Below are 12,682 nucleotides of genomic sequence, written 5' to 3'. Positions count from 1 at the left end.
TTAGACCTGTTCATGCGAGACTCCGTCTTTGGATGCGGTGTTCTCTCCTCTCATTGGGTAGAGCCCGGCCGTGATCGGCCGGGCTCTTTTGTTCAGAAGTCCATGGCGGGAGCTGCCGGAACCGGTTCAGCCTTCTTCGGCTTCTCGGCCACCAGCGCCTCGGTCGTGATCAGCAGCGAAGCCACCGACGCGGCGTCCTGCAAGGCGGTGCGGACGACCTTGGCGGGATCGATCACGCCGGCTTTCACCAAGTCCTCGTACTCGCCAGTTGCCGCGTTGAAGCCCCAATTGTAGCTCTGGTGCTCCAGAAGCTTGCCGACGATCAGTGAGCCATCCTCGCCGGCGTTCTGCACGATCTGCCGAGCCGGCACCTGGATGGCGCGGCGAACAATGTCAATGCCGGCCTTCTGGTCCGCGTTCTCGGTCTTGATGCCGTCAAGCGCGTTAAGGGACCGCAGAAGGGCTACCCCGCCTCCGGGGAGAATGCCTTCCTCCACCGCCGCGCGCGTAGCGTGCATCGCATCGTCGACGCGGTCTTTGCGTTCCTTGACTTCGACCTCCGTCGCACCGCCCACGCGGATCACTGCGACGCCTCCGGCAAGCTTGGCGAGGCGCTCTTGCAGCTTTTCGCGATCATAGTCGGAGGTCGTTTCCTCGATCTGAAGCCTGATTTGCTGGGCGCGCGCCTCGATATCCTTCTTGGCGCCCGCGCCTCCGACGATGGTGGTATTGTCCTTGTCGATGACCACCTTCTTTGCGTGCCCCAGCATCTTCACCGTCACCTTTTCCAGCTTGATACCGAGATCTTCGCTGATGACATTGCCTGCGGTCAGGATCGCGATATCCTCCAGCATGGCCTTGCGACGGTCACCGAAGCCCGGCGCCTTGACGGCCGCGACCTTCAGTCCGCCGCGCAGCCTGTTGACGACCAATGTCGCAAGCGCTTCACCCTCGATGTCCTCCGCGATGATCAGGAGCGGCTTACCGGACTGGACGACCTGCTCCAGCAGCGGCAGCATTGTCTGCAAGCCGGACAGTTTCTTCTCGTGAATCAGAACGTAGGGATCCTCGAGCTCGACGCGCATCTTCTCGGTGTTCGTGACGAAGTATGGCGAGATGTAGCCGCGGTCGAACTGCATACCCTCGACCACTTCGAGCTCGGTATGCAGGCTCTTGGCCTCCTCGACGGTAATCACGCCCTCGTTGCCGACCTTGTTCATGGCGTCGGCCAGGAAGCGGCCGATCTCGGTATCGCCATTGGCCGAGATTGTGCCGACCTGGGCGATTTCATCATTGGAGGTGATTTTCTTGGCGTGTGATTTCAGGTCGGCGACGACCGCGTCGACCGCCAGATCAATACCCCGCTTCAGGTCCATCGGATTCATGCCGGCGGCGACAGACTTGCTGCCTTCCTTGAAGATGGCCTGGGCAAGCACGGTGGCCGTTGAGGTGCCGTCACCGGCGGCATCGCTCGTCTTCGAGGCGACCTCGCGCACCATCTGCGCGCCCATGTTCTCGAACTTGTCCTCCAGTTCGATCTCTTTGGCGACGGTCACGCCATCTTTGGTGATGCGCGGCGCGCCGAACGATTTCTCGATGACGACGTTGCGCCCCTTCGGACCGAGTGTGACCTTCACCGCGTTTGCCAGTGTGTCGACGCCCCGCAGCATGCGGTCTCGGGCCTCGGTTGCGAACTTCACGTCCTTGGCAGCCATTTTGATCTCTCCTTTCCTCTATGACTGTCAGCGCGCTATGCTGCCTTCTTGACGGTGCCTGCCTTGTCGATGACACCCAGAAGGTCGCTTTCCTTCATGATCAGGAATTCCTCGCCGTCGATCTTGACCTCTGTACCGGACCACTTGCCGAACAGGACACGGTCACCAGGCTTGACGTCGAGTTGAACGAGCTGGCCCTGTTCGTTGCGTGCGCCGGGGCCAGTGGCGACAATCTCGCCCTGCTGCGGCTTCTCCTTTGCTGTGTCTGGAATGATGATACCGCCGGCGGTTTTCTCTTCGGCGTCGAGACGTCGCACGAGCACGCGATCGTGCAAGGGACGGAAATGCATGCACATCCTCCTTGGGTAGGTTCAGCGATGTCCAAAATCCGGGTCCGTGACGGCCCCCGGGGCGAAAAAGCACCTAGGAGCGAGGGATCTACTTTCAAGAGGATGGAAGAAATTTTTTTGCGGCGAAGGCCGGCTCGTCGATACCGGTCGCGGCTCGCAGCCGGAGACTCCCCCCAGCGTCCCGAATCGCTCGCCGCACGTTGAAAACTGCGATCGTCACACCGAGATGTTTCTCGGCTGCAGAACAACTCTGCGCGGCAGATTGGAGCATCGTCGAAAGGAGGTTGACCAGAGATGCGGACCTTAATGATACTTGCTGCTCTACTCGGGATGGTGGTTTCGCTGCAGGCAAAAGAAGCGGATTCGTCGCGAGCAGCGCGAAACCCCGACGCCGCCGCCAAGCAGCTTGTCAGCAATTCAAGCGGCCAGCCGTCGGGCAAGCCCGCAAGAACAAAGTCCGATGGCCGCAAGGATCGTGATTTCTCGGCGGAAGCCATCGTGCCCAATATCTGCACCGGCTGCTGATCCACCGATCAGCAGCCGGCCAGCGGCTTTTCGTGTTCTGCTTCTAGTATGCGCTTGCTGAAGCAACCTCGAGATCCGGAAGGCGTGCGCACAGCATCGTCTTGATGCGCTTCAACGCACGCTGCTCGATCTGGCGGATACGCTCACGAGAGATCCCGAAGATATTGGCAAGATCGTCAAGCGTTCTTTGCTCTTCCGCCATGTAGCGGGCTTCGACGATGGTGCGCTCTCGCGGAGAAAGCGCACTCAGCGCCTCCGAGAGTGCGGCCTTCTGCCGTTCGCGGTCCCCGGCCTCCACGAGCAGGGTTTCAGGATCAGGAGATGAATCGGCGAGCCTATCCTGCCATTGCTCGCCTTCTTCGTCACTGAGCTGAACGTTCAGCGTCATGTCGCCACGGATCCGCCCGTTCATCTCGACGACGTCGGCTTTCTTGACCTGAAGATGCTCAGAGATCTGCTTCACCTGCTCCGGCGAAAGCTCTCCATCGTCCGGCGCACCAAGGCGTCTCTTCAGCTTTTGAAGGTTGAAGAACAGCTTTTTTTGCGCTGCGGTTGTGCCGAGCTTAACGAGTGACCACGATCTCAGGACGAACTCCTGCACCGACGCCTTGATCCACCAAGCAGCGTAGGTCGCCAGGCGAAATCCCTTCTCAGGGTCGAACCGCTTGACGGCCAGCATCAATCCGACGTTGGCTTCCGAGATGAGGTCGGCGATGGGCAATCCATAGCGCCGATATTTCAGCGCGATCTTGGCGGCCAATCGCAAATGGCTCGTCACCAGACGGTAGGCAGCTTCGCGATCCCCGGAATCCCGAAGACGCCTTGCATACATCACTTCTTCGGATGCATCGAGCAGCGGGAAGCTCCGGATCTCCTGCAGATACCGAGACAACCCGGCTTCCGAATGGATGGCAGGGAGGGCTGACTTGATTGACATGACTTGCCCTCCTTCAGAAGCCATTCCTGAGTCCGAACGGGCTGCCAAAGGGAAGATGCAGTCGCGAGAGCCTGCCGAGATGAGTGAGACCGGTGGACTGCAAAGAGTAGAGACAGCTGGCTTTCATATCCAAATCCTCCATCGAGCAAAATGGTACGAGCCGCCGCGTCGCCCGGCTTGGCTGGGCCCTGAGGGCACCCAACGACAGCCAGGCCGGCGGCGCCAAAAGAACCGCCAAGCCAATGGGTTGTTCCTCATATCAGTTAGCCAGTTCGTCGGAAGCCGAGCTGCCGCTGCCCGGTGAGGCGGGGGAGGAACCCAACGCGCGGGGCCTACTAACCTGCCTGGCTCCTCGATCCACGTGAAGTGCGAATCCGCTTGTCCCGGGCGCCTCGAGCCCCGCGCGGAGTTGCATGCTCGGGATCAGGTAGTCGCCACCATTCTGTCGCCGATACGGGATGGGCGCGGTGGTCGCGAGCCCGCGCATCCGCTCACGCAATCCTTCAGCGATCGACGTAAAACCGGCATCGTCCAGCCGGTCCACGCGGTAGACCACGAAGGGCGGAAGGACTTCATAGCCGGGATAGTAGAGAATGCCGTGATTGATGGGGAACAGCAGGTCGTCGATGGGTCCGTTAACGCCGCGACCCGAGTAGTGCTCCTCCCAGCCGCCGGCGGTCACGACCAGCATTGCGCGCTTGCCCTTCAGGGTTCCGTCGCCATAGCGATCGCCCCACCGCTTGTCGCTGTGTTCGCCGACCCCATACGCGAACCCGTAGGCGAACACCCGGTCGACCCAGCCCTTCAGGATCGCCGGCATCGAAAACCACCAGAGCGGGAATTGCAGAATCAGGACATCCGCCCGCAACAGCTTTTCGATCTCGGCTTTCACGTCGCCGGTCAACGTCTCCGCCTCGAAAGCCTGCTTGGAGGCCGCGGCCGGCTTCAGCCGTTCACCTTGCCGCAGCGACGGAAAGTCTTCTCGATCAACCTCCGATTTCCAGCCCTGGGCATAGAGATCCGACACCTGCACATCGTGGCCGAGCTGTTTGAGCTCCCTAACCGCGACGTCAAGCAGCGCGCCGTTCAGCGAACGCGGCTCCGGATGGGCGAAGACAATCAAGACTTTCATGACAGCACCTCCTGATCACTGACGTTGAACAGGTAGCGCGCGGAGGCGCGATCAAGTAGATGTCGACAATGGATATGATTGTGCCGAAAAATGGATAAATCAGAAGTCACGCTCGAGCGCATGCGCAGCTTCGTTCGGGTTGCGGAGCGGGCCAATCTGTCTGCAGTCGCGCGCGAGCTCGGTGTCGGTCAGTCGACCATCACGCGGCATTTGCGAGAGCTGGAGGAAGCGATCGGCGTGCCCTTGCTCAGCAGAACCACGCGCCGCGTGATGATGACCGAAGAGGGGGCGCGCTACTACCGCGACTGCGTCCAGATCCTCCGCATGGTTGACCAGGCAAGCGAGGAGGCCCGCAGCGCACGAGGCGCGCCAGAGGGGACCGTGCGCATCTCCTGCACCGCGGCCTTCGGTGTGCTACACGTCAGCAGCCGTTTCCTGTTCGCCTTCCAGGATCGCTACCCTGACATCCTGGTTGATCTCAGCCTCACCGACGAGCGAATCGACCTTGTGCGGGAAGGCGTCGACATTGCCATCCGGCTCGGGCCGCCTGGTGATAGCTCGATGAAGTTGAAGTCTCTCGGCCAATCGCGGCGGGCGCTGGTCGCCGCTCCACAATATCTCGCCGCGCGTGGCAGACCGACGCGCCCGCAAGACTTGGCGAGTCATGAGGGTATCAGGATGTCCAACATCGCCGGCAGCGATCTGCTCGTGCTCCACGGGCGTCGCGGCGGCCGGCACGTGGTGCCGTTCCGGGGGCGCGTGCGTGTTGATCATGGACTTGCCGCACGCGAGGCGCTGGCGGCCGGACGGGGGATCGCGCCTGCACATCTCTGGCTCGTGGAGGATCTCCTTGCCGCCAACAAGCTCGAAATGGTCCTGCCCGAATTCTCGCCACCTCCCGTTCCGCTCAACATGCTGATCGTTCCCGAGCGGTCAGACATCGCCCGGGTGCGCCTGCTGATCGACTACCTCGCCGCGCAAATCGCGCGGACGCCGGGCCTCGAAAAGCCGGGGCTCACTGGTCGGACGTGACCGATCAAGCTCGGTCGAGCCCGCCGGGTAGGCTGCATGGCTCGCATCTCGCCTTCCATTGAACTCGCGGGCATAGGCCTTGAAAGTGGTTCAGGCCGCTCTAATTCCAACAGTGCAGCGTGCTGGATGCGCTGCCCCGGGTGCCTTCTGAGGACCCGGACATCGGGCGCCGGACACGGTGTCCGGCCGCTCGTAACCATGTTGCTCGAAAGGAGGATGTGGCTATGACCACCTTTGATTTCAGCCCGCTCTGGCGATCGACCGTTGGTTTCGATCGCGTGTTCGATCTGCTCGAAGATTCCGCTCAATGGACGGGCGACAATTATCCGCCTTACAATATCGAGCGGACGGATGAGGACCATTATCAGATCTCGCTCGCTCTGGCCGGCTTCTCGCCTGACGATGTGACCATTACGGCGGAGCAGAACGTGCTGACCGTCGAGGGCCGCAAGGCCGACAAGGACCCCCATCAGTTCCTGTACCAGGGAATCTCGTCCCGCCCATTCCGGCGGCAGTTCAACCTGGCCGAATACGTCCAGGTGAAGGGCGCTTCGTTCGTGGACGGAATGCTCAAGATCGAACTGGTGCGTGAGGTCCCCGAAGCCATGAAGCCGCGCCAGATCCCGATCAAGGCCGGCAACGACAACCAGAAGCTCGAGCACATGCAGACGGGCTAAAGCGCGATGGGATTTGGAGGAATCGTCATCGCGCTTTAGGTTGTTGTTTACGCATGATCTTTGCGGAAAACCGCTTCGCACTTTTCCGGATCATGCTTTAGGCCTGCCGGCTGACTGTATCTCCCGCGCGGCTTGCGGCGACGCGGGAGATACAGCTCGTCTGCACCGGCCGGACGGCCGTTGCCGTTCGAACCGCTTCGGCGCGCATCCCAAGAGTTCGGAAGATAGCCATGGAAACTTGGATCTCAACGAATCTCCAGGACGTCGCGCGCCAGCTGCTTGCAGCTTTCGAACGCCACGGCAGTGCCGGCCGCCAGCCTCCCGGCAGAGTCAATTGCGGAAGAGCAAACGCATTCCGTGTTCTGGAGCCGAGGCGCGAGTGCTGACGTTCTCTCCTCGATCAATCGGGGTTACGCGGGATGGATGACTATCGAGATCTGGTGACTGTCAGCCTGGCGCTTGTGTGTGCCGGCGTCATGTTGGTCGCGGGGCAGCTCTATATCGAGCAACACCCTACACTGCCCGGTCGAGCTTCCCAGCAGCCTCAGACTTCGCCAGCCCTGATCTCGCACGCGCCGTTACCACAGGAGAACGCGACTGATCCGCACCAACGCGCCAAGAAGAACCGCACTGGCTGAACGTACAGCCTCCGGACGTGCCCCACTCTGCTCAAACAACGCGCAGCTCTTCCTTGGGCATTTCCCGGACCAGCGCATCGATGTCGGCCTGCTCCAGCGTTTCCTTCTCCAGCAACTTCTTGGCGGCGCGGTCGAGGATCGGACGGCGCGTGGTCAGTATGCCTTCGGTCCGTTCAAGAACGCGATCGACAATGTCCTTGACCTCGCGATCCACAGCGGCAGCGGTTTCCTCCGCATAGTCGCGCTCGCGAACTGGATAGGACCGGTCCGCGCTCGCCAGGAAATTTCCGGGATCACGCTCATAGGCGACGCTGCCAAGCTTTTCCGACATGCCGTAGCGCGTCACCATGCTGCGGGCGATGTCCGTGACGCGGCGTAGATCGTCGGCCGCTCCCGTCGAGAGATGGCCGAACACGATCAACTCCGCAGCTCGGCCGCCCAGCAAGACCGCCATCTTGTTCTCGAGTTCCTCCTTGGTCATCAGGAAGCGATCCTCGATCGGCCGTTGAATGGTGTAGCCGAGCGCGCCGACACCCCGCGGGATGATCGAGACCTTGTGCACTGCATCCACGCCGGGCAATGAGAGCGCGACCAGCGCGTGCCCCATTTCGTGAAAGGCGACGATCTCCCGCTCCTTGGAATTGAGCAGCCGATTGCGCTTTTCCAGGCCGGCGACCATGCGCTCGACGGCATTGTTGAAATCGCTCATGCTGACGGAATCGCCGCCGCGCCGGGTCGCCAGGAGTGCCGCCTCATTGACCAGATTGGCGAGATCGGCGCCGGTAAAACCTGGCGTCAATGCCGCGACAGCATCGGGTGCCACGTCGGCTGCGACCCGCACCGTCTTCATGTGAACCTTGAGAATCTCGATGCGGCCTTTCTTGTCCGGGCGATCCACCAGCACTTGGCGATCGAAGCGGCCGGCCCGCAGCAGAGCGGGATCAAGGATTTCAGGGCGGTTGGTCGCGGCCAGGATGACAAGGCCTGAACGGGAATCGAAGCCATCGAGTTCGACCAGGAGCTGGTTCAGCGTCTGTTCCTTCTCGTCATGTCCGCCAGCAAAGGGGCCGATGCCGCGGGCCCCGGCCCAGCGCGTCGAGCTCGTCGATGAAGATGATCGCGGGCGCCTTTTCGTGCGCCTGTTGAAACAAATCCCGCACGCGCGCGGCACCGACGCCGACGAACATTTCGACGAACTCCGACCCCGAGATTGAGAAGAACGGTACCTTGGCTTCGCCAGCCACCGCTTTCGCCAATAGCGTCTTGCCGGTGCCGGGCGGCCCGACCAGCAGCACGCCCTTCGGCATCCGGCCGCCTAGCCTGCCGTAGTCGGTGGGGTTCTTCAGGAAATCGACAACCTCCCGAAGTTCGTCCTTGGCTTCGTCGACCCCAGCAACGTCAGCAAAGGTGACGCCGGTGTTGGATTCGACGTAGATCTTGGCCTTGCTTTTGCCGATTTGCATCAGTCCGCCGCCAAGACCCCCGCCTTGTGCTATGCGCTGGCCGATGTACCACCAGACGCCAAAGAACAGCAGAACCGGCACGATCCATGAGAGCAGGTCGCGAAGGAACGTGCTCTCGATTTGCCCGGTGAAACGCACGTGGTATTTTTCAAGCTCCTGCGCGACGTCCTGGTCGACGCGCGTGGTCACGAATTGCTTCTGGCCCCCAGGCAGCGGCTCCTTCAGGATCCCCTGTACGGAGCGATCGGAGATGCCGACGCTGTCAACCTTTCCATCCCGGAGCAGTTGCTGGTACTCGCTGTAGGGGATAACGGCGATCCTGTTCGCCGTTACGATCGCGTACTCGATGAAGAACAGCGCACAGAGGGCGAAAATCGCGTAGGCGATGTTGAATCGGCTATTTTTGGTCATGCATAAAGCTCGATTTGTCTCCGGAACAACCGGAGAGGACGAGCTTGGTTTCAGCGGTGAGCGCCGGTTAGTCGGCTGCTCCGTCGGACGCTAGTTGCGTCCGTGGAGAGCTTGACAGAAGGCCCGGCGGGAGCCGGGCCTTCTGCTCATCACCAGCCATACCAGAAGGGATAAGCCGGTCGATAGTAGCGAACCACCCGATACGGGGGGCCGTAGTAGTAGGGTGGTGGGCCATAGACCGGTCCATAGTAGACCGGGGGCGCTGTGGCAGCCGCCAGTGTTCCGGCGAACAATCCGAGAGCAAGTCCTGGCCCAATTCCCGGACCGCCCCAGCCATGGTGATGCCAATGGGCGGCCGAAGCAGGGGCAACCGATCCAATGAGGAGCGTTGCCGCCGCGACGACTGCAAGAGCAAGCTTTCTCATGTCCCTTTCCTCAACCTCTTAAGCGCTCTGCGCGCTTGCTTCTCTATCGTGCTCCAATTAGCCGAAGCTCGGTTCGGCTATAGAACGAATTAGAACGGTTTGGAGCGAGTTCAAGTAAGTGGTTGACTAAAGAAGGTCGAGAACCGCGGTGACGTGAGGCGCAAACGATTTCGCAAGTCCAGCAGGGTGACGGCAAGTACCGAGGACCGGTGCTGCCTGTTCGATAGCGTACACCACGCTCCGCGCGGTGTCGGTCACCCGGCGCATCGTCGGCCACTCCCGTCGATAAACGACCAACACGATCAACTCAGCTGCTGGGCCCGCCGAGCCGTCGCGTTGAAGAGGCTCTGATGAAGCCAAGGACGGCTCCCCGTCTGCCGATCTCAACCGTTTGGATGCGGCTGTAGCCCACCCTGGGAGAGATCCCACCCTTGCGTTAAGATGCGCCGCAAGCCCCCGACCATCCCCTATCCCTAGGGGCGAACCTCGGCATCTAGTTCGGGCGGCGCATTCTCGCCATCCAAATAGGAGACGGCAAGCGCGGCCGCTTGGACGCCCGTCCGTCAATGCGGTGCGTCGGCCGGCCGCGCCGACGCAGGGACGCGCAGATAGCTGTAGAGCTGCAGCAGGATCAGAACAACGCAAGCGATGATGAATCCGAGGCCGATCGGTCGCTGCAGATAGATCATCAGATCGCCATGTGACAACACCATCGCCCGACGAAAGTTCTCCTCCAGCATGGGCCCGAGCACGAAACCCAGAACAATAGGCGCCACGGGAAATTAGAGCAGAAGGAAGATCGCACCGATACAGCCGAAGGCGGCGACGAGAAGGATATCGAACACGCTATTGTGCGTGCTGTAGACGCCCACCGGCAGACGCAAGAGCCGCACCCAGATCCCGATCAGCGGCACGGTCAGGTTCGGCTGCGGATGCGATAACGACATAACGCTCCGCCAGGAGGGATCGTCACACGAAGCTCTTCGACGCCCTGAACGGGGGATGTTATCTTCCCTTTGATCGAGAAGCGACCCACGTCGCTCAAACCGTGATTTGATCATCGCGCACCATCGGTGCCGTGCCACGGGCGCGCTCCTCTTAGCAATCGAGTTTAACGAGCTCCGGCAACGCGCCGCGTAGCTTCGGCTGCGCGTGCTGTGTCGTAGGTGGGCATTGCCGCGGATCCCCCAACTTTGCCCCTCTGATTAGAAATTAGTCAGGAAGTTGTGGCCCATCGGCGTCCGGTCGAATTACACCGTGTACCCCTTGTGCAGCCAAGATCAGATGCGCATAATTCGCTCGGCCGCTTCAATCGACGCTTTCCCAAGTGAGGAGCCCGATGATCGACTTGACAGGCTACAAGCTCACATTCGATGACGAGTTCAACGCGCGGAGCATCTCGCTGACCGGCGCTGGCACAACCTGGGGTGACACGCGAGCGCAATGGCTCGGCGACGCCTTTTCAGACGTCGGCTTCGGCACCAGCTCGTTTGTCGATCCCGGCTCGGGCTATGACCCCTTCTCTGTCTCTCAGGGCGTGCTTTCAGTCACCGCCGTTCCCGATAGAACGCCTTATGGAGTTCCGGGAGCCTGGGAATCCGGCTTGATCACCACGCAGGGACATTTCTCCCAGATGTACGGCTACTTTGAGATCCGTGCGGATTTCTCCAACCTGCCCGGCGCATGGGAAGCGTTTTGGCTTTTGCCCGACCATCCGATCCCTGATCCAGCTGGAGCCGGATACTGGCAGGAGCTCGACGTCGTCGAGAACTATGGCGTCAATGACGCGGCCATCTATAGCGGCATCCACACCACGGACCCGGCGCCGAACCAGAACTGGCAAGCGCTGCTCCAGGTGGCGAGCCTGATGCCGAACCCGGCCGGCTATCATACCTACGGCATGAATTGGGGGCCCAACCAGATCAGCTTCTACATCGATGGCCAGTTGATCGGGACGCGCGCGACTCCGAGCGACATGCACGGCCCGATGTATCTGATTGCGGACCTCGCTACGCAGTCGCCCGCTTCCGTCCGCGGCGTGCCGATCACCGCCTATATCGACTACATCCGCGTCTATTCTTCGGATCCAAACGCGCTCGCCGTTGTGCACGATACCGTCTCCTCGCCCGATGGATATGATCCCGGCCTCTACGGTGCCCAGGCGGCTTCGCAGACGTTTCCGCCGCCGACGGGCTCCGCGACCGTGATCGGCACCGGACCGGACCAATTGGTGTTGAAGATCAGCGAGGACGCTTATCTCGGTGATGCGCTATATACTGTCTCGGTCGATGGCGTGCAGATCGGAGGCACGCTCACCGCGCACGCCTCCCACGCGGCGGGACAGGACGAACTCATCACGGTGCAAGGCGATTGGGCTCCGGGCGACCACACCGTGCTGGTTCGCTTCCTCAACGACCGCTGGGACGGTACACCACAGAGCGACCGCAACCTCTATGTCGACGGTGCGACGTACAACGGCGTCAACGATGCAGCCGGTGCGATCGGAAACGCCGTAGGACAGAGCTTCCTGTTCACGGACAAGTCAGGCGGAACGACAACGCCGCCGCCCACCACGCCGCCGACGACGACGGGCTCCGCGACCGTGATCGGCACCGGACCGGACCAGCTGGTGTTGAAGATCAGCGAGGACGCTTATCTCGGTGATGCGCTATATACTGTCTCGGTCGATGGCGTGCAGATCGGAGGTACGCTCACCGCGCACGCCTCCCACGCGGCGGGACAGGACGAACTCATCACGGTGCAAGGCGATTGGGCTCCGGGCGACCACACCGTGCTGGTTCGCTTCCTCAACGACCGCTGGGACGGTACACCACAGAGCGACCGCAACCTCTATGTCGACGGTGCGACGTACAACGGCGTCAACGATGCAGCCGGTGCGATCGGAAACGCCGTAGGACAGAGCTTCCTGTTCACGGACAAGTCAGGCGGAACGACAACGCCGCCGCCCACCACGCCGCCGACGACGACGGGCTCCGCGACCGTGATCGGCACCGGACCGGACCAGTTGGTGTTGAAGATCAGCGAGGACGCTTATCTCGGTGATGCGCTATATACTGTCTCGGTCGATGGCGTGCAGATCGGAGGCACGCTCACCGCGCACGCCTCCCACGCGGCGGGACAGGACGAACTCATCGCGGTGCAAGGCGATTGGGCTCCGGGCGACCACACCGTGCTGGTTCACTTCCTCAATGACCGCTGGGACGGCACGCCACAAACGGATCGTAACCTGTATGTCGATCAGGCGACCTACAACGAAGCGGTCGTTCGGGGAGGAGCGATCGGAAGCGCGGTTGGACAGACCTTCGTCTTCCACGACTTGCTGTGATGTTGCGGCCAAAATGGCCGTGTTCCAACGC

Annotated in this window: 11 protein-coding genes and 1 pseudogene; 4 read left to right on the top strand and 8 right to left on the bottom strand. The window is 61.4% G+C overall.

Annotation, left to right across the window (positions count from 1 at the left end):
• Positions 1-92: 92 nt before the first annotated feature.
• On the bottom strand, positions 93-1,715 hold the full coding sequence (gene groL, locus ACVWY3_RS00865; RefSeq protein ID WP_456836762.1) for a chaperonin GroEL: 1,623 nt from the start codon (positions 1,713-1,715) through the stop codon (positions 93-95).
• A gap of 35 nt (positions 1,716-1,750) precedes the next feature.
• Positions 1,751-2,065 carry a co-chaperone GroES gene (groES, locus tag ACVWY3_RS00860; protein ID WP_212470136.1) on the bottom strand — a complete coding sequence of 105 codons (315 nt, stop codon included), beginning with the start codon at positions 2,063-2,065 and terminating at the stop codon, positions 1,751-1,753.
• A 294-nt stretch (positions 2,066-2,359) separates the two neighbouring features.
• On the opposite strand from groES, the gene ACVWY3_RS00855 reads away from it, so the two are divergent.
• Entirely contained in the window at positions 2,360-2,590 is a 231-nt protein-coding gene (locus tag ACVWY3_RS00855; protein ID WP_456836761.1) for a hypothetical protein, read from the top strand.
• 43 nt (positions 2,591-2,633) lie between these two features.
• Here ACVWY3_RS00855 and rpoH read toward each other — a convergent pair whose 3' ends face one another.
• Both rpoH and ACVWY3_RS00845 read right to left on the bottom strand, forming a co-directional pair.
• Entirely contained in the window at positions 2,634-3,527 is an 894-nt protein-coding gene (gene rpoH / locus ACVWY3_RS00850; RefSeq protein WP_456836760.1) for an RNA polymerase sigma factor RpoH, read from the bottom strand.
• A gap of 259 nt (positions 3,528-3,786) precedes the next feature.
• Complete coding sequence (locus tag ACVWY3_RS00845; RefSeq protein ID WP_456836759.1) at positions 3,787-4,659, bottom strand: NAD(P)H-dependent oxidoreductase; 873 nt, start codon at positions 4,657-4,659, stop codon at positions 3,787-3,789.
• A 90-nt stretch (positions 4,660-4,749) separates the two neighbouring features.
• Between ACVWY3_RS00845 and ACVWY3_RS00840 the strand changes: the two genes are divergently transcribed.
• Positions 4,750-5,691: a LysR family transcriptional regulator gene (locus ACVWY3_RS00840; RefSeq protein WP_456836758.1), complete on the top strand. Its 942-nt coding sequence runs from the start codon at positions 4,750-4,752 to the stop codon at positions 5,689-5,691.
• Positions 5,692-5,915: 224 nt separating this feature from the next.
• The gene (locus ACVWY3_RS00835) at positions 5,916-6,368 is read left to right on the top strand and encodes an Hsp20 family protein (RefSeq protein WP_456836757.1); all 453 of its coding nucleotides are present in this window, start codon (positions 5,916-5,918) and stop codon (positions 6,366-6,368) included.
• Positions 6,369-7,037: 669 nt separating this feature from the next.
• On the opposite strand, the pseudogene ftsH reads toward ACVWY3_RS00835, so the two are convergent.
• The 4 genes and pseudogenes from ftsH to ACVWY3_RS00815 all read right to left on the bottom strand — a co-directional run bounded on the left by ftsH (position 7,038) and on the right by ACVWY3_RS00815 (position 10,252).
• A pseudogene (gene ftsH, locus ACVWY3_RS00830) lies at positions 7,038-8,880 on the bottom strand (ATP-dependent zinc metalloprotease FtsH).
• A gap of 149 nt (positions 8,881-9,029) precedes the next feature.
• Positions 9,030-9,305, bottom strand: coding sequence for a hypothetical protein (locus ACVWY3_RS00825; RefSeq protein ID WP_456836756.1), 276 nt, complete (start codon positions 9,303-9,305; stop codon positions 9,030-9,032).
• Positions 9,306-9,868: 563 nt separating this feature from the next.
• On the bottom strand, positions 9,869-10,018 hold the full coding sequence (locus ACVWY3_RS00820) for a hypothetical protein (protein WP_456836755.1): 150 nt from the start codon (positions 10,016-10,018) through the stop codon (positions 9,869-9,871).
• A gap of 69 nt (positions 10,019-10,087) precedes the next feature.
• Entirely contained in the window at positions 10,088-10,252 is a 165-nt protein-coding gene (locus ACVWY3_RS00815; protein WP_456836754.1) for a hypothetical protein, read from the bottom strand.
• 392 nt (positions 10,253-10,644) lie between these two features.
• On the opposite strand from ACVWY3_RS00815, the gene ACVWY3_RS00810 reads away from it, so the two are divergent.
• On the top strand, positions 10,645-12,651 hold the full coding sequence (locus ACVWY3_RS00810; protein WP_456836753.1) for a carbohydrate-binding domain-containing protein: 2,007 nt from the start codon (positions 10,645-10,647) through the stop codon (positions 12,649-12,651).
• The last annotated feature ends 31 nt before the right edge of the window (positions 12,652-12,682 follow it).

This window comes from Bradyrhizobium sp. USDA 4486 (genome assembly GCF_054057995.1).
This window is presented reverse-complemented; position numbering and strand designations above follow the sequence as displayed.

Excerpts from the sequence above, each read along its gene's own strand:
- groL (WP_456836762.1), bottom strand. The coding sequence starts at position 1,715 with ATGGCTGCCAAGGACGTGAAGTTCGCAACCGAGGCCCGAGACCGCATG.
- groES (WP_212470136.1), bottom strand. The coding sequence starts at position 2,065 with ATGCATTTCCGTCCCTTGCACGATCGCGTGCTCGTGCGACGTCTCGAC.
- ACVWY3_RS00855 (WP_456836761.1), top strand. The coding sequence starts at position 2,360 with ATGCGGACCTTAATGATACTTGCTGCTCTACTCGGGATGGTGGTTTCG.
- rpoH (WP_456836760.1), bottom strand. The coding sequence starts at position 3,527 with ATGTCAATCAAGTCAGCCCTCCCTGCCATCCATTCGGAAGCCGGGTTG.
- ACVWY3_RS00845 (WP_456836759.1), bottom strand. The coding sequence starts at position 4,659 with ATGAAAGTCTTGATTGTCTTCGCCCATCCGGAGCCGCGTTCGCTGAAC.
- ACVWY3_RS00840 (WP_456836758.1), top strand. The coding sequence starts at position 4,750 with ATGGATAAATCAGAAGTCACGCTCGAGCGCATGCGCAGCTTCGTTCGG.
- ACVWY3_RS00835 (WP_456836757.1), top strand. The coding sequence starts at position 5,916 with ATGACCACCTTTGATTTCAGCCCGCTCTGGCGATCGACCGTTGGTTTC.
- ACVWY3_RS00825 (WP_456836756.1), bottom strand. The coding sequence starts at position 9,305 with ATGAGAAAGCTTGCTCTTGCAGTCGTCGCGGCGGCAACGCTCCTCATT.
- ACVWY3_RS00820 (WP_456836755.1), bottom strand. The coding sequence starts at position 10,018 with ATGGTGTTGTCACATGGCGATCTGATGATCTATCTGCAGCGACCGATC.
- ACVWY3_RS00815 (WP_456836754.1), bottom strand. The coding sequence starts at position 10,252 with ATGTCGTTATCGCATCCGCAGCCGAACCTGACCGTGCCGCTGATCGGG.
- ACVWY3_RS00810 (WP_456836753.1), top strand. The coding sequence starts at position 10,645 with ATGATCGACTTGACAGGCTACAAGCTCACATTCGATGACGAGTTCAAC.